This is a genomic window from Serratia sp. root2 (assembly GCF_031931805.1).
In the GTDB taxonomy this organism is placed as follows: Bacteria; Pseudomonadota; Gammaproteobacteria; order Enterobacterales; family Enterobacteriaceae; genus Serratia; species Serratia inhibens.
The window spans coordinates 86,075-106,963 of record NZ_JAUJXB010000007.1 but is presented as its reverse complement, the minus strand read 5'-3'; the positions used below and the strand labels follow the sequence as shown (position 1 = coordinate 106,963).

Sequence of the window (20,889 nt, the reverse complement as noted above, 5' to 3'; positions counted from 1 at the left end):
GTGATGAAAACAGTAAAATTAAATCAACGCGTTGCGCTTACCTGTGGCCTTTTTTGCGCCGCAATGTTCAGCACGCCGCAGGCACAGGCTGGTTTTGGCCAATGCAGGCCCATAGGGGGAACTCACCAATTTTCATTTATGTTTGCGCCGACCCTGAGCCAGCCGGAACAGAATATCACCGGCATGGTGATTAAAAATGCCTCCGGCAATAACTGGAATCTGAGCGATACCTACGATGTGCAGTGCGAATGCACTAACCGCACGGCGTCTTATGTCACCGCCAAGTCGAGCCTGCCGATGCAAAATCATGTAGACGGCCCTTTAACCTATTATGTGCTGAATGAATATCTGGCAGTGGCCAGTGAGGTTTATGTTGGCGGCAATCTGCAACAGTATATCCCGACGCCTTTCAGCAATATTTCCAATCGCAAAACGGAATTGGAGCCCGGTGAAAGCTGTGCGAGAGCGCCCTATAGCAGCGGAGCCAGAGGCCGGGTTCATCTCTATTTCCGCAGACCTTTTGTCGGCCAGACCATCATCCCCAGTACCCGGCTGGTCGAGAACTATGTTTCGGTCGTCAATGGGGTGAGCAGCGTTACCCCGGTATCAACGGTTACGATGAGCGGTGTGGTGACGGTGCCGCAAAATTGCGAAATCAGCCCACAGACGGTGATGATTGATTTTGGCGATATTCTGTCTACCGATTTTCAGACCAAAGGAAATATGCCGCCTAATTTTACCCCGCATCAGAAGGAACTGACCCTGGCCTGTCGCAATATTTCCGCAGGGGTCAAGATCAGTCTGTCATTCAGAGGGGAAGCCGACAGCAATATGCCTGATTTGTTGAAGACCACTAACGGCAGTGTAGGGGTGAGGATTAATGATCGGTCCGGTAACTCGGTTTCGCCGCAAAACGGGCGTCTGGGCGTTGATTTCAACTACCCCAGCCAGAGTGGCAGCACCAGGTTCAGTGCGTATCCGGTCAATACCACCGGGCAGATGCCTGCCGTAGGTAAATTCAATGCGACGGCGACCATTCAGGCAGAGATTCAATAAGGGGATTTTTAACCATGGGGGAATTGTGTCATCAAAGAAAAGGAGAGCGTTATGTTTAATGGCTTGAGTGGAATAAGCCGGGCACTGATCATTGCCGGCATTTTTCAGGTGGCGTTTCCGGTTGCGGCGGCAAAGTTACAGATAACCGGCACCATCAAAGCGGCACCTTGTGTTGTCGATGGTGCAAACAGCAACATTCAGGTAAATCTCGGCGACAATATTTCTGCCGCTATCCTGGGGAGAGCCGGTACCGGCAGCGAATGGATCGAGTTTCCGCTAACGCTGAAAAATTGCCCGACCACCACCACCTCGGCGACGGCGACTTTCAGCGGCTCGGAAGCTGAAGAGGGAGCAGATTTATATAAAAGCGTCGGCACATCGCGCAGGGTACAAATCGAGTTGCAAAGCCAAAGCGGTACCAATCTCGGTAACAATAAAAGCATGGCGCAGTCGGTCAATCCACTGACGCACGAGGCCACATTCAATCTTCGGGCCCGAGCGTACAGCGTTAATGGTGGCGCCACGCCCGGCAGTATTGATGGCGTACTGCAGATTGCCTTTGTCTATGAGTAGGCATCCGATCGGCGAGTTTATCGCGCCAGCGTTCTTGACTGTCGGCTGCTGATGCTGAAGACCGGTGTTGCCCGGTGATATTTTCCAGGCACGAATGGTTGACGAAGGATCGTAATAGCAAAGCTAAGGTGATGATATGACTATTAATTATCAACACAGTAATATGCCAGACTCAAAGGATACATCCGATAAAAGAACCGGGACGGTGGTCATTATGGAGCCCTGTTCCATCACTGCGTTAGGGATCAGTAACCGATTGATCGAATCTTGTGGTTTTCGACAGGACAATCTCCTGTTGGTGAGGAGCCTTGCTGAGCTGAAGGCCACGTTAACCCGACATCAGCCCCGTCTGTTAATTATGGAACTGTGCGGCAAGTCGGAGTCCGTATTGGATGGCTTGAGATTGATCGCCGATATACATGAACAGTCGCCTAATGCAGCGTTACTGGTATGCACTGCGCTGGATGAGCCCAGAGTGTTGCGGCAACTGATAGCTTCAGGTATCCGAGGCATGATGTTGAAACTGGAGCCTGCCGTCGCGCTGGATCATTGCGTAAAGCAGGTTTTAGCCGGCAAAAAGAGTTTCAGCCATCGTATCCGCCAGCGAGGGTTGCATGAAGCGGCTGCGGAGAAGCCCCTGACGGTGCGCGAGTTGGATGTTTTGGCCCAGCTATTTTCCGGCAAAAGCGTGACCAATGTGGCTTTGACGCTGTGCCGCGATATCCGTACCGTCAGTACGCACAAGCGTAATGCCATGTTAAAACTGGGTTTTCATAATGATGGTGAGCTATATCTCCAGGGGAAATGGATGGCGATGAATGGCCCGTCCTTTGTTCGTTAAGGGCATAAACTGGCCGCGTTTTAACGCGGTAGGATAGAGGGAATACAGGAGCAGGATATGCAGGTTTCACGTCACCAACGGTTGAACATTGCGTTAATGGATCATTGCCCATTGATGCTGGATGGATTGGCAAGTTTTATGAGTAAGCTCTCGACCCGGGGAAAGATCGTGGTACGAGAAACCAGTATGAGAGAGGCGGCAGATGGGGCAATCTACCAACAGGCCGACGTCTTGATTGCCGAATTGAATGGCGTGGGCGAAACCGCGGTACAGGGCCGGGAGATACTGCTTGACCTGTGCGCTCAGATACCGGCCTTACGGGTGGTGGCCTATACCCGCAGCCAAAGTGTCGAAGAGCTGTCTCTGCTATTGAGCCAGCCTAATATCAGCATTGTAGCGCGGGATGATGCGTTACCCTTGGTAGCGGAGTTTTTCAACCGGGTGCTGAATGGAGAGCGAGTATTAAGCCCGCAGATTGGCGCCTGTCTGGCGCGCACTTCCGCGAGAGAAACGACGGTAACGCGTGAGCTGACCCGTTGTGAAAGCGATGTTCTGGCCTTTTTGTTTAACGGCCTGAGTTTGCGGGAGATTGCCGAACTGCAGCGGCGCAGCATCAAAACCATCAGCGCACACAAATGCAGCGCTATGCGTAAGCTGAAGGTGTCGAACGACAGTGAACTGTTTTCACTGCACGGCAAAATTACCCGCCAGCTTGCCGGAGAGTGGCAGAGAAGTACACAACGTTAAGGCGTGCGTTGCTGTGCCGACTCGTTTCTGGCAGTAGTGAAATAACCGCACCGGCAATGATAAGTTATGCTCCGCACTTTTCAAAGGAAATGCCCCTGAAGAGATGTATTTCAGGGTGTTTATCCCGCGGGGCAGTCAGTCTCTATTTATCATTGTTTTTATATCAAATATTGATAATTCTGAATCGTTCTACGTTAGCGGCAGTATAAATTACGGTGTTCTGAATGTTTTTATGCCCCAGATAATCTTGGATCAGGCGCGTATCTATCCCTCTGTCAGCTAAGGCATAGCCGCAGGAGTGGCGAAGCATGTGAGGATGCACTTGAACGCTAATGCCGGCCATTTCACCGTACATTCGCATCAGCCGATACAGCTGTTGTCGCGATATTTGCCCACCGTGACGTGACAAAAACAGCCACTGAGTATCGGCTTCAAGGTAGCCTGACCTTAGGCCAAGCCACTTCAACAAGGCATTGCGCTCCCGGGGTTGTATGGGGTGCTGAACGGAAAATCCATTTTTCAACCGGAATATGTGCACCCGATTAGTTGCAAGATCAATATCCTGTAAACGTAATGAACGGAGTTCGCTGACCCGTAAACCATGAATAAAACACATCAGTAACAAACAACGGTCCCGAATACTGTTTTTACCCTCGGGAACGGCTGAGATAAGTTGCTCAATTTCAACCTGGCTGAGAAATTTCCGTTTCTTCATTTTAATTACCTAAGCTATTAACGTTGACGGGTTTTAAATTGGTCGATTTTTATTAAAGCACTTAACACAGAGTGACGGCAAAGAAAATAAAATTACTTCAAGATGCTAATGGTAAATTCATATATTTATTTTATTCTTATTTTTTCAGTGAATGTTTTTTTGATATTTATTATTGATAAATAGGGTGGTCTTTTTTGAGTGGCAGTGCGCATTTATATTTCCGTTAATTCAATTCAGTACTCTGCGGCCCGATATCCGTAGGGAATATTTCTGATATCCATGCTGCCCAGATGGCGATGTTTTCTCCCAGTGCCGCAAGTGATATGAGAATTATTATTGATATCATTCTCTCGCCGCTTACAATGCCTGCCATCTCAAGTTTTCAGCGTAAGGGTTTTCATGGAGTTGCTACGGGTGGTTTACCATCAGTATCGTTGGCCGTTTCTGGCGGTAATGGCGTTGACTATGGCTAGCGCGGCGCTGGGCATCGGCATCATCGCCTTTATAAATCTGCGGCTGATGGCAGCGGCGGGTAACCCACTGACTGTGCTGCCGGAGTTCCTTGGGTTACTGGCTTTGTTGCTGGCGGTGACGCTGGGATCGCAGCTGGCGCTGACCACGCTTGGCCATCATTTCGTCTTCCGGCTACGCGGCCAACTGGTAAAGCGGATCCTGGATACCCCTATTGAACGGATTGAACAATTGGGCAGCGCTTCTCTATTGGCGAGCCTGGCCAGCGACATACGCAATATCACTCTGGCTTTTGTCCGCCTGCCGGAACTGGTACAAGGGGTGATACTGACTCTGGGATCTGCGGCCTATCTGGGCTGGCTTTCACCGCAGATGCTGGCAGTGACCGCTGTCTGGGTGGCGGTGACGGTTTTTGGCAGCGGATATCTGGTATCGCGAGTGTATCGTCATCTAAGCAGCGTGCGTGAGGCGGAAGAGCGCCTTTACCAACATTATCAGTCTGCCATTGACGGCCGCAAAGAACTGGCGCTAAACCGTGACCGCGCGAAAGCGCTCTATCAGCAGGCCTACCAGCCGGATGCTGAAGACTATCGTTACCATATTATTCGTGCCGATACCTTCCATCTCAGCGCGGTGAATTGGTCGAATATCATGATGCTGGGTGCCATTGGCCTGGTATTCTATATGGCCAACAGCCTGGGCTGGGCAGATACCGCCGTTGCGGCTACCTATTCACTGACGCTGTTATTTTTGCGTACGCCATTGCTGCAAGCGGTAGGGGCTTTCCCGACGCTAATGGGGGCAGAAGTGGCCTTCAATAAGATCAAATCCCTGCGGCTTGCCGATTATCAGCCAGCATTTCCCACTGTCGCCGCCAAAGCCTGGCAAACGCTGGAACTGCGCGACATCGTATTCCATCACGGTGCTACGGAGCAGAAAGCCGGATTTGTCGTTGGGCCTGTCTCCCTGACGTTGCGCCGGGGAGAATTGGTGTTTCTGATTGGCGGTAATGGCAGCGGGAAGTCAACGCTTGCGATGTTGCTGACTGGCCTATATCAGCCGGTCAGCGGGCAGATCCTGCTGGATGGCGTTGCGCTGGAAGCATCGGACATGCACGACTACCGCCGTTTGTTTTCCGCCATTTTTACCGATTTCCATCCGTTCCACCATTTACAGGGGCCGGATGGCCGGCAGCCTGACGCCGAATTGGTGGATAATTGGCTTAACCGATTGAACATGAAGAACAAACTGGAATTTGATGGCCTGAGAGTGACCAATCCGCAGCTGTCGCAAGGGCAGCGTAAACGCTTGGCTTTGCTGCTGGCGGTGGCAGAACAGCGGGATGTTTTGCTACTGGACGAATGGGCAGCGGATCAGGATCCGCAATTTCGACGCATCTTTTATCGCGAGTTGTTACCGCAGCTGCGTGAGTTGGGCAAAACGGTATTTGCCATCAGCCATGACGACCACTATTTCGAGCATGCCGATCGGCTGTTGCAAATGCGCGATGGGCATCTGATTGAATTGTCGGGAAGCGAGCGTGACCACGCCAGTAAGGACTCAGTTATGCAGATTAGTTGATCTATTTCACTCCTTTCAGGCCGGTTTACGCGGCCTGAATTAAGGATTCAGTCACTCAAGCCGCAGCGGAAGTTCTCTTCTTTATTTCTCTTTACCGCCAAACCCCCCGCCAATTTAGGTTAAATCCAGCCATTTGTTTTAATAACAATTCATTTACTGATGGTTTGATTTTGATCGTTTTTATCGTGGCACACTGCTTGGATACTGACCATTGGGTTGTTGTTAGCTTGTGCCATGTGAAGTATGGCTCTGTCGTTTTTTGCACTATTTAATTTAATGCAAGGTCGCTATTCGCGTGCTTTCTTTCAATCGCCATGGGAATAAAGTGTTTTATTGATTGTTTAAATATATCAATTGTTGTTATTCAATCAGCTTAATCTATTGGTGAGGTGATGCGTGATAAGGAAGGATGTGAGGGACATCAAACGTAAGGCTTGGTTGTGCGTGTTTATCGGCTGCGGGATGTTTTGGCTGGGTGTTGCCGCCGTGATTTATGGGTTGCTGATGATTTAGGAAGTATGTCGATGGACAAAAAACCTGTTAAAAATGGAAAGAGCGCTAAAGAGCGCAGTCTTGCCAAGATACCGCCTCGTTGGCAGTTGAGCGCTGCACAGCGCGATTTTATTGACGATCTCTGGCAGGCGGACGGCCTGGATTCTGTCCCGGCGCTACCCACTCGCCACGACGTTAGCGGATGATGCGATTACGCCCGGCGAGAACGCCAAACAGCATTTGCAGCAGGGTCAGGCCCAGCAGGATACTCAGCGGCAATTGCCAGCCTTGAGTCAGGTCGTGCAGTACGCCGAATAACGTTGGGCCTAGCGCGGCCAGTAAATAACCTACCGATTGCGCCATGCCTGACAGCTGCGTGGCCTGGTGTTGATGCCCGCTGCGCAAGCCAAAGAATGACAGCGCCAGCACCAAAGAACTTCCCGCCCCCAATCCGGCAAAGATTAACCATATCAGCGAGTTTTCCGGCAGTAGCAGCAGGCCGGTAACGCCAATAAAAATCAGCAACGAGCTGCACAACGCGATAGCACGTTGATCGCGCGCGCGCGGCAGGATAAATACCATGACAAAGTTAGCGGCGATCGCCACCATCTGGTAGATAAACAGTTCGAAACCCGCTTGTTGCGGCGAGGTGCCGTGGCTGGCGGCAAAGGCGCTGAACCAACCGATAATGGTGTAGAAGGTGATGGACTGTAAGCCCATAAACAGCGCTACCTGCCACCCGAGCGCGCTGCCCCATGGTGAGCGGGACGGCGTCAAAGAGACCTGTTGCGTATCACCGGCCGTTAAAGCCGGTGGGCGGCGCAACTGCGGCAGCCAGACAATCAGCGCCAACAGGGCGGGCAGGCTCCAGCACAGCAGAGAGAAACGCCAGCCGAGGTTATTCAGTGAAGCCAGCGGCACCGCCAGGCCGGAGGCGGTAGCGGCAGCCAGCGACATCACCGCCGCATAGCCGGCAATCATGGCGGCTGCGCGGCTCGGAAAGTCGCGTTTTACCAGCGTTGGCAACACCACGTTGGCAAACGCGATTGCGGCGCCTATCAATATGCTGCCTAACCACAGCATGCCGTTTTGCGGCAGAGAACGCAGTACGATACCTGCAACCAGCAGCAGCAGTGCCATGCCCAACGTGCGTTCAATGCCGATTCTTTTCGCCAGGCCCGGTGTTACCGGCGATAAAACGGCAAACAGTATCAACGGCAGCGAGTTAAGCAAGCCGGCTGCAGTGGCGGACAGCATCAGCTGTTGCTGGATCTGTTCCAGTAACGGGCCCACGCTGGTCAGCGCGGCGCGCAGGTTAGCGGCGATCAGCATGATGCCGGTAATCAGCAATAAGGGGTGGCGTAAACGGCTGCGCTTCGTGGCGGCAGATTTTGGGGGTAAAGCGGAGTGTGGCATGAATTCCTCGCACCAGCATGCAGCCAATCAATGCTGCAAGACATGATGCGTTGATTGACGTTAACGCTTACGTACCGGCAGGGTACCGATATCTGTGCGCAAGTGTAGGGAAGAACGGGCGGCCTGACAAGGGGCGCTTAACCGGCGCGTACGGGATTGACCCTTCAGCGATCCCGAATGCCCGATGAAGGGTAAGAGCGCTCATCGGGCCGCAATCGCTTCGTTAACCGGCGACAGGCAACGCGCTAAGTGCCATGCGCGCCGGTTCATTCTCTTCCGGGCGACTAAAGCGCCAGCAACTCTGGTGATATTTAGCCACGCTGTTGCGGTGCGCCACGCTCACCAGCGTCACCTGCGGCAGCTCATCAACCAGCAGGCAATACATCAGTTGCTCGGTTTCATCATCCAGCGCGCTGGTGGCTTCGTCGAGGAACAGAATATCCGGGCGCGTCAAAATGGCTCGGGCAAAGGCCAGCCGCTGCTGTTCGCCCGGAGAAAGGCGGTGGCTCCAGTTGGCACCGGTGTCCAGCCAGCGCTGCAAATGCTTCAGGCGGCAATTTTCCAGCACTTTCAGCAGTTGTTCATCGCTGTAGTTGGCGGAAAGGTGAGGGTAACTGAGTGCCTCCCGCAACGTGCCTATCGGAATATAGCTGCGTTGCGGCAGGAATAATGCGCGGCAGGTGGTGTTCAGCCCAATGGTGCCGGAGCCGTAAGGCCAGATGCCGGCGATAGCGCGCAGCAGCGTTGATTTGCCGCAACCCGAGGGGCCGACGATCAGAACGCGTTCGCCGCGTTTCAGCGTCATGGAACTTGCATCCAGCAAGCTCTGGCCGTCCGGTAGTTGCAGGCTGAGATTATCAAGAATCAACGGCTGGTCGCTTTCCGAGCGCAGCTGAATGCCGCGTTGCTGATGGTGTACCTGATCCACCGCAGCGTTAAAACCGGCCAGACGGTTCACGCAGGCTTTCCAGGTGGCGAGATCGCTGAAGGCATCAATAAACCATGACAGCGCGCCCTGTACCTCGCCGAAAGCGGAGGCAATCTGCATCATGCCGCCCATCTGGATGGCGCCAGAAAAGTAGCGCGGCGCCGCCACCAGCAACGGGAAAACGATGGCGAACTGGCTGTAAAAGTTGGAGGCAATATTGAGCCGCCGGGTGATGCGCATGATCGACCACCAGTTGGCGCGAAGGGTATCAAAACGGTCACCCAGCTGTTGTGCTTCACGGGGTTCGCCGTGGTATAGCGCGATGGCATCGTTGTTTTCGCGGATGCGGATCAAGCCAAAACGGAAGTTCGCTTCATAGCGCTCTTGGTTAAAGCCGAGCTGGACCAGTGGCTTACCGACCCACCAAATCAGCAAGGAACCTAATCCGGCGTACAACAGCGCGAACCACAGCATATAACCGGGCACGGTAATGGTGTGCTGGCTAATCATAAAGGTCATTGGTCCGCTGACGTGCCACAAAATGGTGACAAAGGAAAACAGCGTCACCAGGCTGGAGAGCAGCCCGAGCGACAGTGACAGCGTGTACTGGGTCAGGACGTTGAGATCCTCGGCGATACGCTGGTCCGGGTTATCGACGATCTGCTGTTGTTCGGTATGGTAATAGGCCTGATGCGCCAGCCATTTACCCATGAATTTTTCCGTCATCCAGCGTCGCCAACGCATTTGCAGGCCCTGGGTCAGGTAGATTTTATACACCGCCAGCACGATGAAGATCAGCGCCAGATAGGTGAAACGCCACAGCTGTGCCTTGAACACCGGATAATTTTTGTTTTGCAGCGCGTCATAGAACACCTGGTTCCACTGATTGATCTGCACGCTGATATACACCAGCCCGAGCGACAAGGCGACGATGGTGATCAGCATCGTCCAGGCTCGCCATTTTTCTTCCGAAACCCAAAAAGGTTTAATCAACTGCCAGACGGCGCTTTTTTGCGTAGGGGGGCTGTTCATAAGGCTCTCGAGTTTTTACGTTCCGATCAGCATGAGCCGCCGGCCGGTAACAAACAAACCGTGACATGTAAGCAGTTCTAACGAGGCTAACCGTTTGAAATATTGTGGATGAATCCTTAGAGGTGAAGCCGGGGGACATGAGGGTTATACTGGCGCCGAATTACCGGTTACTCACTCTGGAAAGGATAAGGCATGAAGGCGTTGGTTCCCCTGCTGTTGACCTATGGCGCGCTCGCCAGCGGCCAGGCGATGGCACATATTGATGAGCCTGATATTGATGCCGATTGCCAGAAAGTGGCGGGCTATGCCGAACTGGGGAAAAGCGCTTATCAGCGGGGCGATTATGGCCGGGCGGCCGATGTTTTCCGTGATCAGGCTGCCTGGAGCGAGTTTTGTGGCCTGAACGATCAGGCGATCGCCACTGCCTATAACAACGTGGCGCTGGCGCTGATGCATGCCGGTGAACTGCTCAAGGCGCGCGCTTATCTGGAATTGGCGCCGAAGGATGCGAAATCTCAGCATAATCTGAAGCTGCTGCAGCAACGTTTGGCGAAGCAACCGCCGGTGAGCGGGCCGGGGGGCGTCTATTGGCAGTACGCCGGGCGCGGCGTATGGAGCGAAGTAGAAGTCAAGCCTCAGAGCGGGCGCTGGCTGATTAATTATTCCGGCTATTATATGCCGCAAATGGGGCTGTATTACGGGCCGAATATGGGCGAGTTCGCCGAGGTATTGCCGATTGAACGGGGCAAGGCGGTATACCGCCAGCGGGAGCCGCAGGACGGGATGGCCTGTGATGTGGTGATGCAATTTACGGCGGATGCGGTGGATATGAGTACCAAGGGCGATTGCGGATTTGGTTTTAACGTACAGGCGCAGGGAACGTTCATACGGGTCGAGTAATTCGGCTGCGGGGTGCGCAGCCGAAACAGTATTATGCCCAGGTTACCGCGCCGTTCAGCAACTCTTTCCAGGCATCAGCGTTGCCCAAATAGTTGCCTGCCGGGATCTGGCACAGCTGGCCTTCGCTGTCTTGCAACGCAAAGGTCGGGAACCCCTGGCCCTGGACTTTGGCCAGGAACGCCCGGCTTTCCGCAATGTGTTGTGCGGTCGGCGCGCCGGCGTTAAAGCGCATCTCTGCAATGAACGGGGCAGAGGGCAGGCCCAGCTCTTTCGCCAGGGCCTCCAGCACCGGTGTGTCGGCGATGCGGCGGCCTTCCTGATAATGCGCTATCTGAATGCGGTGCAGCATATCCAGCCCGCGTCCCCCCAGCGCTTCAGCCGCCAGAATCGCAGTAATCGGCGGCTCGGAGTCCATGACTGCCGTGGTATCTCGCAGCAGACCATTGAAATAAGCTTCACCGAAGGTTTGGCCGGTCAGCTCCGCAATGCGCTTGTCATGCGGAATCACATAGTTACGCCATTCATCCGAGATCTGGCGGCGATTATTGCCGGTCATCATGCCACCGGCGTGCAGGGCAATAGTCAGCCCTGGAATGCTCTTGGCCGCCTGCACCAATGGCGCTGCGCCATAGCACCAGCCGCACAGCGGATCGAAAACGTAATGCAGAGTTGTACCGGTCATCTTTATTCCTCGTGATGTTCTGCGGCCGAACGCCGCAGAACATTGGGCCTGTCAAAGGCCGTGTAGTCTGATTAGCGACGCGCTTATTGCGGCCACTTCATCTCGCCCTTCAGCACCTTGGCGCTCAATTCCAGGCTCGATTCATCTTTCAGGTTCGGGTAATGCTTCTTCATTGCCGCAATCAGTGCCGCAGAATCTTTGGCTTTCGGCAGCTCGGCTTCCAGCGTGGTCAGGTAGTTCTGGGTGAAGGTCACGGATTCCAGAGTCTGCGGCGCGCCCGGCAGGAAGTGCCCAGGGACGACGACCTTCGGCTTCAGTGCCTTGATGCTTTCCAGCGTTTGCTGCCAGTGAGCGCGGGATTCTACAGTCTGGTTATCGGCGATCCACGGGTGGATATTGTCGCCGGCTACCGGGACGCCGCCCACTACCGCCTTCAGATCAGGGATCCACACGTAGGTGCGTTCCGGCGTTGGGCCGGTCAGGCCTTTCACTTCCACTTTCTGACCGTCGATGGTGAAGCTATCGCCCTGCAGTGCCTGTGGAACCACTACCGCTTTAGGTGCGTTGTCTTTCAGGATCGGGCCCCAGTACGCTATTTTTCCGTCTTTGGTGGCGTTGATTTCTTTGATCGTGTCCGGTGACGCGATGATTTTTGCCTGCGGGAAAGCGGCTTTAATCACGTCCAAACCAAAATAGAAATCCGGATCGGAATGACTGATGTAGACGGTAGTCAGTTTCTTGCCGGTCGCTTTGATCTTTTTCACCAGCTCTTCGGCGTCGTTGCGTTGGAACTGGGCGTCGATCAGCGCCACTTCGTGTTTACCGCTGATGATTTCCGAAGAGACCGGGAACACGCTTTTCTCACCCGGGTTGTACACTTCCATGGACAGAGAGTCAGCCGCGGCGGCGTAAGTGCTTACTGTGGCGATGCCGGCGAAAGCCAGGGTCAATAATGATTTCTTAAACATGGGCAGAGGTCCTTTTGGGTATCAGTTGTTGTTGTACAGATGTTAGGTTGCATAAAGCGTTAGAAAAACCGGATAATGAGCAATTATTCATTGCGTAAATCGGACGAATCATGGATCGCATTACCGCAGCTGAGGTTTTTATCACCATCGTTGATCGCGGCAGCATGATTGCCGCTGCGGAAACGCTGGAAATGTCGCGTGCGATGGTGACGCGCTACCTGGCGCAGATGGAGCAATGGGCCGGTGCGCGTCTACTGCACCGCACTACCCGTAAGCTTAGTCTGACTGATGCCGGAGAGCGCACTCTCGAACGTTGCCGACAGATGCTGGCGCTGGCGGGTGAGATCGATTTGGTCGAAGGCGAGCAAAGTGATGAATTGCGCGGTCTGCTGCGCATCACCTGCTCGCAATCGCTGGGTCAGACCGCGCTGGTGGGGGCCGTGGCGCAATATCTCAAACGCCACCCGCAGGTGGCGGTAGATTTGCAAATGAATAATCGGGCAGTAAATCTGGTGGAGGAGCGCATCGATCTGGCGCTGCGCATTACCAATGAGCTGGATCCCAATCTGATCGCCCGACCGCTTTCTTCTTGCGCTTCGGTGGTATGCGCTTCCCCGGCTTATCTGGCAACGCACGGCACGCCGCGCCATCCGCAGGATTTGGCGCTGCACAATTGCCTGACTTATTCCTACTTCGGTAAAAGCCTGTGGCATTTTGATTCTCAGGGCGTGAAGTCGGCGGTGGCGGTCAGCGGCAATCTCAGCGCCAACGAGTCGGTGGTGTTGATGGCGGGGACGGTGCAGGGCGCCGGTATTTCCATGCAGCCTTATTATTCGGCGGCGCCATTGCTGGCAAGCGGTGAACTGATAGAACTGATGCCGGATTATCGGCCGCAGTCGATGGGGATTTACGGCATTTATACCTCGCGTCGCCAAATGCCGGCGACCTTGCGCACTATGCTGGATTTTCTGGTGGAGTGGTTTGCCAACGATCCCGCCTGGCGGGCTACGCTGCGCTGATATCGTTAACACGACAGCAATATTTGCACACATTTTTCATCGTCAGCACATTCAAGCGTTTAGCGGGTTGAGGATGGCTTTTTGTGCTCAGCGGGATTTTGTCACTGGTTTCAAGGCCGGTTGCCGTGCTATTTCTGTAGCGTGAAAAGAGCGAATAAGACTTAATAATTATAGGGTTAAGAAAATGGCCCCGCGCTTTGAATAACATCTTCTGACCCTTTTCGCGGGCAGTCTGTCAGGCTGCCCGGCAATTCCGCGAGTTTTTACCGGCCCCGTGCGCCTGATGCCGGGGCTTTGTTGACTGGGAGCGTTACACATGCCTGTTTCTCTGCTTGCACTGGCGTTAAGTGCATTTGCCATTGGCACCACCGAATTCGTGATTATGGGGCTGCTGCCTGAGGTAGCGGGGGATCTTCAGGTCTCTATTCCTTCAGCCGGTTGGCTGATCAGTGGCTATGCTCTTGGCGTGGCGATAGGCGCCCCCATAATGGCGCTGTTGACGGCGAAGTTGCCGCGCAAGAATACGCTGTTGTTGCTGATGGTGATTTTTATCTTCGGCAATATCATGTGCGCGTTGGGTTACAGCTACGATTTCCTGATGCTGGCGCGCATTGTCACCGCGTTGTGTCACGGCGCGTTCTTCGGCATCGGCGCGGTGGTGGCTGCCAATCTGGTGCCGCCGAATCGTCGTGCTTCCGCTGTGGCGCTGATGTTCACCGGCCTGACGCTGGCCAACGTGCTGGGGGTGCCGCTCGGCACCGCATTGGGGCAGGCGCTGGGCTGGCGCTCTACCTTCTGGGCGGTGGCGGTCATCGGCGTGCTGTCCTTGCTGGCGTTGTACAGCAAGCTGCCGGCGGTGGAGGATGAAGCGCCAACCGATCTGAAAAAAGAGCTGGCGGCCCTGCGCGGCGGCGGTATCTGGCTTTCGCTGCTGATGACGGTGGCTTTTGCCGCGTCGATGTTTGCGCTGTTTACCTATATCGCGCCGTTGTTGACTGAAGTGACCGGCATTTCGTCGCACGGTGTGAGCTGGACGTTATTGCTGATGGGCGTAGGTTTGACGTTGGGCAATATCGTCGGCGGCCGTTTGGCAGACTGGCGCTTGCCGGTTACGCTGACCTGCACGTTCCTGGTGATTGCCTTCTTTGCTGCGTTGTTCAGCTGGACCAGCCACTCCATGGTGCCGGCAGAAATGACCTTGTTCCTGTGGGCTGCTGCGGCGTTTGCCGCCGTACCGGCGCTGCAGATCAACGTCGTGACCTACGGTAAAAAGGCACCGAACCTGGTTTCCACGCTGAACATTGCCGCGTTTAACGTGGGCAATGCCATCGGTGCCTGGGTCGGCGGCGTGGTGATTGCACAGGGGATGGGGCTGACCAGCGTGCCGCTGGCCGCTGCGGCGATTGCGCTGTTGGGGTTGGTGCTGTGTCTGGTGACTTTCAGCCGCGCCAAGCGGCCGGCTAGCGCTTGATTACTGCGGCCAGGCGGACGGGAAGAGCCTCCGCCTGCTGCTGCAAATGCTGAATGAAGGCCGTGACCAGCGCCGATGATGGTCGGTGCAGCGGCCGGATCAGGCTGACGGTAAAAGGAACTTCAACGCTGAACGGCCGTACGTGTACGCCGCTGTTGGCGTAATCGAGCGCCGTTAGCGGGTTCACTATCGACAACCCCACACCTTCTTTCACCATGGCGCATACCGATGCCGCGCTGTGGGTTTCCATGACCAGACGGCGATTAACGCCCTCCTCATTAAACAGCGAGTCGAGCAATTGACGGTAGCTGTCGGTGCTCGACAGGCTGATAAAGTTTTGCCCGTCGAAGTCTTGCGGCGTCAGTGCCGTTTTCGCCAACAGCGGATGCCCGGCCGGCAATACACACACTTCGTTCAGCGTCATCAACGTCATCCGCTCGGTGCCCGCCGGGGTCAGGGTGTTTTCCGTCAGGCCCAAATCGTGGCGCTGCGCCGACAACCACTCTTCCAGCAGCGGCGACTCCTGCGGTATCACGCTGAAACTGACTTCCGGGTAGCGATCGATAAAGGGTTTGCACACCGCCGGCAGCAGCGACTGCGAGAATACCGGCAGGCAGGCGATGGAAAGCTGCGCCTGTTGGAACTGGCGGATGCCTGACGCGGCGTTGACGATACGTTCCAGGCCGTAATAGGAGCGCTGCACTTCCTCGAACAACCGCAGGCCCTGCACCGTCGGGTATAAACGCCCGCGCAGCCGATCGAACAGCTGCAATTGGAGCTGTTTCTCGAAACGCGCAAGCTCACGGCTGACGGTGGGCTGAGAGGTTTGCAGCAGCGCTGCGGCCTCGGTCAGATTGCCGGTAGTCATCACCGCATGGAAAATTTCAATCTGGCGCAGGGTAATTGCGTGCATCGGCGCGCTCCATGAACGGGTCAGTCCATATCATAAATGAATAGACTTCCGCTAAATAGATATTTTCCACGCGAGAAAGAGTACGGCACTATTGATGACATCAAACTATACCCTATGGATTTCAAGTTGCAGCCAGGCGACCAACTCGCTCATCCCCAGGCGCTTACTCAGGTAAGTAACTGGGGTGAGCGAGTGCAGTTAACACCGCTGCGGCTTGAAATACGACGGGTATACCATTTTCGAACCGGGAACATCACTATGCCATTCGCTTTGCACGACACATCTACCGCCCTCAACGCCGCTAACCTGCTGGCCTTGCCTCAGCGTTTTGGCTGCCCGGTATGGGCCTATGACGCGGCTATCATCAGCGAGCGCATCAGCCAGTTGCGCCATTTTGACGTGATCCGCTTTGCCCAAAAGGCCTGCTCGAATATTCATATTCTGCGCCTGATGCGCGAACAGGGCGTCAAGGTGGATTCTGTTTCGCTGGGCGAGATTGAACGTGCGCTGCAGGCTGGTTTTCAGCCGGGCGGTGAGCCAAGCGACATCGTATTTACCGCCGACGTACTGGACCACGCGACGCTGGCGCGCGTCAGCGAATTGAAAATCCCGGTCAACGTCGGTTCGATCGACATGCTGGATCAACTGGGTCAGGTTTCCGTTGGCCATCCGGTGTGGCTGCGTATCAACCCGGGATTTGGTCACGGCCACAGCCAGAAAACCAATACCGGTGGCGAGAACAGCAAGCACGGGATTTGGTATGCCGATTTACCGCAGGCGGTGGAAAAAATTCAGCGATACGGCCTGAAGCTGATTGGTGTGCATATGCATATCGGTTCGGGCGTGGATTACCAGCATCTGGAGCGTGTGTGCGACGCCATGGTGCAGCAGGTGATCGAGCTGGGTCATGATATCAGCGCGATTTCTGCCGGCGGCGGGCTGTCGATTCCCTATCAATACGGCGAAGAGGCGATTGATACCGAACACTATTTTGGCCTGTGGAACAGCGCGCGCGACCGCATTGCCGCCCATCTGGGCCATCCGGTGAGCCTGGAAATCGAACCCGGTCGTTTCCTGATGGCGGAAGCCGGGGTGTTGGTCGCCGAGGTGCGTGCGGTGAAAGACATGGGCAGCCGCCATTTTGTGCTGGTGGACGCCGGCTTCAACGATTTAATGCGTCCTGCAATGTACGGCAGTTATCACCACATTTCCCTGCTGCCGGCCGATGGCCGCAATACCGAGCATCAGCCGCTGCGCGACACCGTGATTGCCGGGCCGCTGTGCGAATCCGGCGACGTGTTCACCCAACAGGCCGGTGGCGGCATCGAAACCCGCGAATTACCGCCGGTACAGGTTGGCGACTATCTGGTATTCCATGATACCGGTGCCTATGGCGCTTCGATGTCTTCAAACTACAACAGCCGTCCGCTGCTGCCGGAAGTGTTGTTCGAGAAGGGAGAGCCACGGCTGATCCGTCGCCGGCAGACCATTGAAGAGTTGATTGCGCTGGAACTCATCTGATATCGACGGGCGCAGCGCGTTGCGCCCGCCTCAGAGTGTCATCCGCCGATGCTGGCCGTTGGGCAGCTCAACCTCTAACGAAAGCGTGCCGCCCATGGCTTCAATGTAGCGTTTCAGTGAAGAGAGTTTGATTTCGCTACCGCGCTTTTCCAGATTAGCGACCGACGGCTGGCTGATGCCAAGCCGTTTCGCCAGTTCTACCTGAGATACCGCAAGTTCTTCCCGCAGCATCGCCAGCCGCAATTCAAAAATTTCTTTCTCCGCCTTTTGCCGGGCTGCCGCAACGACGGTGGGATCGAGTTTATCGATCAAATTTGATAAAGGCTTGGCCATATGCGTTACCTCTGGGTTGCCAGATAATGTGAAAACTCCATGGCGGCGATGGGCAACAGGCGCTGGTAAAAGCGTTTATCGTCTGTTTTATCACCACCGCATAGCAATACCGCTTGCCGTTGCGGATCAAAGGCGAAAAACACCCGAAACGGGCGGCCGCGGTGCTGAATGCGCAGCTCTTTAAGATGCTTTATTGAGCCGGAAAAATGCAAAGTGTCGGCATGCGGACGAGCCAACAGCGGGCCGAATTCCTGCAATTTGAATATTCCTGCCAACAGGCTTTTTTGTTCATCGCCGTTCAGTGATAAAAACCAGTCGTCGAATCGTTCGACGGTGACTACTTGCCACATACCACGCTCCAAATATAGCTTTTATGCTATATAGCGTAAAGGTTATTGTGGTGACAATATGCATACTGGTGGGGGATGGGAAATCGCAGAAAAATAAATGCGGCGCAGTGCGCAATCAGCGTTTTTCGCCCAAGGATCTCAACCGGCGTAGGGGCCTGGAGCCACGGAGTCCCGCAGCCGAAGTTCGCCGGTGAACGGGGAAAGCGGGGGAAGGTTTTCGCCATTGATCAGGCGAAAAGCCTGGCAGATAGCCGCTTCAATCATTACGTCGATCGGCAGGTAAACGGTGGATAGCGCGGGTTGTAAATAAGCGGCGCTCGGCTCGTCGTCAAAACCGAATAACGAAACGTCCTGCGGCAGGCGTTTGCCCGCTTCGTGCAGCGCCTTCATCGCACCGACTGCCATATCGTCGTTGCAGGCGAACAATGCACTGAAACCGATATTGCCGGCCAGCAGGCTGCGGCTGCCTTGATAACCACTTTGCACGCTGCTGTCGCCATAGGCCACGCGGGTATCGTCGAAGGCAATCTTGTGATGTTCAAGCGCTTGTCGATAACCCGCCAGCCGCGCCTGGGCAGTGGGGGTGGCGATAGGGCCGGTGATACAGGCGATCTCGCGGTGCCCCTGTTGAATCAGATAATCCACCGCCTGGAAGGCGGCCTGCTGCTGTTCGAAGAAAACACAACGCGTACGCGCCTGCGGCAGATCGCGGTTGATCACCATGATCGGTACCGGCAGGCTGTCCAGCAGGGCCATTAACGCAGATTCGGACATGAAACGGGTATACAGAATGATCGCGTCGCAGCGGCGATCGGCCAATAACCGCACCGCCTGCAGTTCATCTTCCGGCGTATCGTGGCCATCGGTGACTATCAGGTGCTTGCCGCTGGCCTCGATAAGCTTGGCGGCCCGGCGCAGCAGACGCCCGAAATAGGGGCCGTCGAAGTTGGAGACCACCAACCCGATGCTGTTGGAGCTTTTATTCGCCAGTGACTGGGCGAGGAAGTTCGGGCGGTAACCCAGTTCGTCCATCGCTTTGAACACCGCGTCGCGGGTGCTTTTTTTCACCTGGCCGGTGCCATTTAGCACGCGTGAAACCGTGGCTTTGGATACCCCAGCGCGAATGGAAACATCCAACATGGTGATCATCAGTGGCCAACCCCTTTTCAACATCCGCTGCGGAAAATAACGCTCAGTTTAGCATAGGGTTAGCCCTTGGCTGCGGGGCTTTTTGCCATCTGGTTTACGCGGGGACGGAACGGCACTAGACTGCTATCGGGCAACGAGAGGAACCGGAAATATGATTAACATTGTGCCTCTGGCGGATTACCCGCAGTACCTGCAACAGGTTGTTGACCGGCAGTGGCGGGCGTTCGGCAGCGAAAACAGCCGGGCATTCTTCGTCAGTGTGGTAGAAAGCGGCCTGCGGGGAGCGGATTTACCGATCACTTTTATTGCCTTGCAAGAAGATAAGCTGGTGGGCACCGTCGGCCTGTGGCGCTGCGACCTGATTAGTCGTCAGGATCTGACCCCCTGGCTGGCGGCGCTGTACGTGGATGAAAGCCAGCGCGGCAGCGGTCTTGGCCTGAGGTTGCAACAACACGTGCAGGACTACAGTCGGCGCGCCGGCTTCAGTGAACTGTATCTGTACAGCGATTTCAACGGCTATTACGAACGCCACGGCTGGCATTACATCGGCGACGCGCTGGATTATCCGAACCGCCCGGTGCGGTTATACCACCGGGCGCTGGTTTAATTCTGTTCGTAAACGTTATTGATACTGGCAACGGAATGACGCCGTACCAGCGTCGGGCTGAACATGTTGGTGATCTCCGGCAGCGGCTGGTTGTTGGCCAGCGCCAACGCCAGCTCGGCGGCCTGGGTCGCCATCGCTACCACCGGATAGCGGATGGTCGTCAGGCGTGGCCGCAGGTAGCGTGAAATCAACACGTCATCGAAACCGATCAATGACATTTGGCCCGGCACGTCAACACTGTTGTCGCTCAATACCGAGAGCGCGCCGGCGGCCATGGAGTCGTTATAACAGGTCACTGCGGTGAAATGCTTGCCGCGCCCGAGCAACTCGGTCATCGCCTGTTCACCGCCAATTTCGTCCGGCTCACCGTAGGCAATCAGTTTTTCATCCACCGCAATGCCATGCTCCTGCAACGCATCGAGATAGCCCTGCAGACGGTCCGCCGCGTCGGAAATTTGGTGGGTGGAGCAGACGATGGCAATGCGCTGATGCCCCTGCTGGATCAAATGGCGGGTGGCCAGCCAGGCACCATAACGGTCGTCCAGCGCCACGCAGCGTGCCTCAAAACCCGGCAGCGTGCGGTTTATCAGCACCATGCCCGGTATCTGCTGCATCCAGCCGCTCAGTTCGTTATCGGTCAGTTTTTTTGCGTGAACTACCAAAGCGGCACAGCGGTGCCGTACCAGCTGTTCAATCGCCTGACGCTCTTTTTCAGCCTCGTGGTAACCGTTGCCAATCAGCAGGAAGTTGTGGGTGGCGTAGGCCACCTGTTCCACTGCCTTGACCATGGCGCCAAAGAAGGGGTCGGAAACGTCGGAGACGATCAGCCCAAGCGTTTCGGTCGATTGCTGCGCCAGCGCGCGGGCGTTGGCATTAGGGTGGTACTGCAGTTGTTCCATCGCCGCCAGCACCGCAGAGCGAGAACTTTCGCTGGCTTTCGGGGAATTGTTTATTACGCGAGACACCGTGGCCACGGAAACACCCGCCAGCCTGGCAACATCCTTTATCGTAGCCATATCTGTAATACATCCTGGGTAATCGCTTACATTCCCCAGTTTTGCGGAAAAATCCCGGGGCTGCAAGCGGTGGTGATCGCAACTTGTGGCGGCCGTTGCAGATATGAG

At 55.2% G+C, this 20,889-nt stretch carries 22 protein-coding genes; 12 read left to right on the top strand and 10 right to left on the bottom strand.

All coding sequences use genetic code 11. The features are described from left to right. The first annotated feature begins 3 nt into the window (after positions 1-3). The 4 genes from QZQ97_RS22315 to QZQ97_RS22300 all read left to right on the top strand — a co-directional run bounded on the left by QZQ97_RS22315 (position 4) and on the right by QZQ97_RS22300 (position 3,217). Positions 4-1,056, top strand: a complete 1,053-nt coding sequence (locus QZQ97_RS22315) for a fimbrial protein (RefSeq protein WP_311995206.1) — start codon at positions 4-6, stop codon at positions 1,054-1,056. Between the two features lie 51 nt (positions 1,057-1,107). Continuing rightward, positions 1,108-1,629, top strand: coding sequence for a fimbrial protein (locus tag QZQ97_RS22310; protein WP_311995205.1), 522 nt, complete (start codon positions 1,108-1,110; stop codon positions 1,627-1,629). A 136-nt stretch (positions 1,630-1,765) separates the two neighbouring features. Then, positions 1,766-2,470, top strand: coding sequence for a response regulator transcription factor (locus tag QZQ97_RS22305; RefSeq protein WP_311995204.1), 705 nt, complete (start codon positions 1,766-1,768; stop codon positions 2,468-2,470). A gap of 57 nt (positions 2,471-2,527) precedes the next feature. Next, complete coding sequence (locus tag QZQ97_RS22300; protein ID WP_311995203.1) at positions 2,528-3,217, top strand: response regulator transcription factor; 690 nt, start codon at positions 2,528-2,530, stop codon at positions 3,215-3,217. 163 nt (positions 3,218-3,380) lie between these two features. Here QZQ97_RS22300 and QZQ97_RS22295 read toward each other — a convergent pair whose 3' ends face one another. After that, entirely contained in the window at positions 3,381-3,932 is a 552-nt protein-coding gene (locus QZQ97_RS22295; RefSeq protein ID WP_311995202.1) for a tyrosine-type DNA invertase, read from the bottom strand. 399 nt (positions 3,933-4,331) lie between these two features. On the opposite strand from QZQ97_RS22295, the gene QZQ97_RS22290 reads away from it, so the two are divergent. The 3 genes from QZQ97_RS22290 to QZQ97_RS22280 all read left to right on the top strand — a co-directional run bounded on the left by QZQ97_RS22290 (position 4,332) and on the right by QZQ97_RS22280 (position 6,682). Further along, on the top strand, positions 4,332-5,984 hold the full coding sequence (locus tag QZQ97_RS22290) for a multidrug ABC transporter permease/ATP-binding protein (protein WP_311995201.1): 1,653 nt from the start codon (positions 4,332-4,334) through the stop codon (positions 5,982-5,984). A gap of 396 nt (positions 5,985-6,380) precedes the next feature. After that, the gene (locus tag QZQ97_RS22285) at positions 6,381-6,497 is read left to right on the top strand and encodes a YmiA family putative membrane protein (protein ID WP_311995200.1); all 117 of its coding nucleotides are present in this window, start codon (positions 6,381-6,383) and stop codon (positions 6,495-6,497) included. Positions 6,498-6,508: 11 nt separating this feature from the next. Next, complete coding sequence (locus QZQ97_RS22280; protein ID WP_311995199.1) at positions 6,509-6,682, top strand: hypothetical protein; 174 nt, start codon at positions 6,509-6,511, stop codon at positions 6,680-6,682. Here QZQ97_RS22280 and QZQ97_RS22275 read toward each other — a convergent pair. Beyond that, complete coding sequence (locus tag QZQ97_RS22275) at positions 6,672-7,892, bottom strand: CynX/NimT family MFS transporter (RefSeq protein WP_311995198.1); 1,221 nt, start codon at positions 7,890-7,892, stop codon at positions 6,672-6,674. The genes QZQ97_RS22280 and QZQ97_RS22275 overlap by 11 nt on opposite strands. 223 nt (positions 7,893-8,115) lie before the next feature. After that, positions 8,116-9,852 carry an ABC transporter ATP-binding protein/permease gene (locus QZQ97_RS22270; protein ID WP_311995197.1) on the bottom strand — a complete coding sequence of 579 codons (1,737 nt, stop codon included), beginning with the start codon at positions 9,850-9,852 and terminating at the stop codon, positions 8,116-8,118. Positions 9,853-10,044: 192 nt separating this feature from the next. On the opposite strand from QZQ97_RS22270, the gene QZQ97_RS22265 reads away from it, so the two are divergent. After that, a complete protein-coding gene (locus QZQ97_RS22265; protein WP_311995196.1) occupies positions 10,045-10,752 on the top strand; it encodes a tetratricopeptide repeat protein in 708 nt (235 codons plus the stop codon). A gap of 31 nt (positions 10,753-10,783) precedes the next feature. On the opposite strand, the gene QZQ97_RS22260 is transcribed toward QZQ97_RS22265, so the two are convergent. Together QZQ97_RS22260 and QZQ97_RS22255 are read right to left on the bottom strand one after the other, a co-directional pair. Further along, positions 10,784-11,434, bottom strand: coding sequence for a DsbA family protein (locus QZQ97_RS22260; protein WP_311995195.1), 651 nt, complete (start codon positions 11,432-11,434; stop codon positions 10,784-10,786). Positions 11,435-11,517: 83 nt separating this feature from the next. Next, positions 11,518-12,402, bottom strand: a complete 885-nt coding sequence (locus QZQ97_RS22255; RefSeq protein WP_311995194.1) for an MBL fold metallo-hydrolase — start codon at positions 12,400-12,402, stop codon at positions 11,518-11,520. 110 nt (positions 12,403-12,512) lie between these two features. On the opposite strand from QZQ97_RS22255, the gene QZQ97_RS22250 reads away from it, so the two are divergent. Next, positions 12,513-13,421 (top strand): LysR family transcriptional regulator, encoded by a 909-nt coding sequence (locus QZQ97_RS22250; protein WP_311995193.1) that lies wholly within the window; start codon positions 12,513-12,515, stop codon positions 13,419-13,421. Positions 13,422-13,737: 316 nt separating this feature from the next. Beyond that, on the top strand, positions 13,738-14,892 hold the full coding sequence (locus QZQ97_RS22245; protein WP_311995192.1) for an MFS transporter: 1,155 nt from the start codon (positions 13,738-13,740) through the stop codon (positions 14,890-14,892). Here QZQ97_RS22245 and QZQ97_RS22240 read toward each other — a convergent pair. Next, the gene (locus tag QZQ97_RS22240; protein WP_311995191.1) at positions 14,882-15,805 is read right to left on the bottom strand and encodes a LysR family transcriptional regulator; all 924 of its coding nucleotides are present in this window, start codon (positions 15,803-15,805) and stop codon (positions 14,882-14,884) included. The two genes, QZQ97_RS22245 and QZQ97_RS22240, sit on opposite strands and share 11 nt — an antisense overlap. Positions 15,806-16,063: 258 nt before the next feature. Between QZQ97_RS22240 and lysA the strand changes: the two genes are divergently transcribed. Continuing rightward, positions 16,064-17,326 (top strand): diaminopimelate decarboxylase, encoded by a 1,263-nt coding sequence (gene lysA / locus QZQ97_RS22235; RefSeq protein ID WP_311995190.1) that lies wholly within the window; start codon positions 16,064-16,066, stop codon positions 17,324-17,326. Positions 17,327-17,356: 30 nt separating this feature from the next. Here the strand turns inward: lysA and QZQ97_RS22230 are convergent, their stop codons facing one another. The 3 genes from QZQ97_RS22230 to QZQ97_RS22220 all read right to left on the bottom strand — a co-directional run bounded on the left by QZQ97_RS22230 (position 17,357) and on the right by QZQ97_RS22220 (position 19,158). Beyond that, complete coding sequence (locus QZQ97_RS22230; RefSeq protein ID WP_063200237.1) at positions 17,357-17,659, bottom strand: helix-turn-helix domain-containing protein; 303 nt, start codon at positions 17,657-17,659, stop codon at positions 17,357-17,359. Positions 17,660-17,664: 5 nt separating this feature from the next. Further along, complete coding sequence (locus QZQ97_RS22225; protein WP_311995189.1) at positions 17,665-18,009, bottom strand: type II toxin-antitoxin system RelE/ParE family toxin; 345 nt, start codon at positions 18,007-18,009, stop codon at positions 17,665-17,667. 138 nt (positions 18,010-18,147) lie between these two features. Continuing rightward, the gene (locus QZQ97_RS22220) at positions 18,148-19,158 is read right to left on the bottom strand and encodes a LacI family DNA-binding transcriptional regulator (protein ID WP_311995188.1); all 1,011 of its coding nucleotides are present in this window, start codon (positions 19,156-19,158) and stop codon (positions 18,148-18,150) included. 151 nt (positions 19,159-19,309) lie between these two features. On the opposite strand from QZQ97_RS22220, the gene QZQ97_RS22215 reads away from it, so the two are divergent. Beyond that, the gene (locus QZQ97_RS22215; protein ID WP_311995187.1) at positions 19,310-19,765 is read left to right on the top strand and encodes a GNAT family N-acetyltransferase; all 456 of its coding nucleotides are present in this window, start codon (positions 19,310-19,312) and stop codon (positions 19,763-19,765) included. Here the strand turns inward: QZQ97_RS22215 and galR are convergent. Further along, positions 19,762-20,781, bottom strand: a complete 1,020-nt coding sequence (gene galR / locus QZQ97_RS22210) for an HTH-type transcriptional regulator GalR (protein WP_006318942.1) — start codon at positions 20,779-20,781, stop codon at positions 19,762-19,764. The genes QZQ97_RS22215 and galR overlap by 4 nt on opposite strands. Positions 20,782-20,889: the final 108 nt, after the last annotated feature.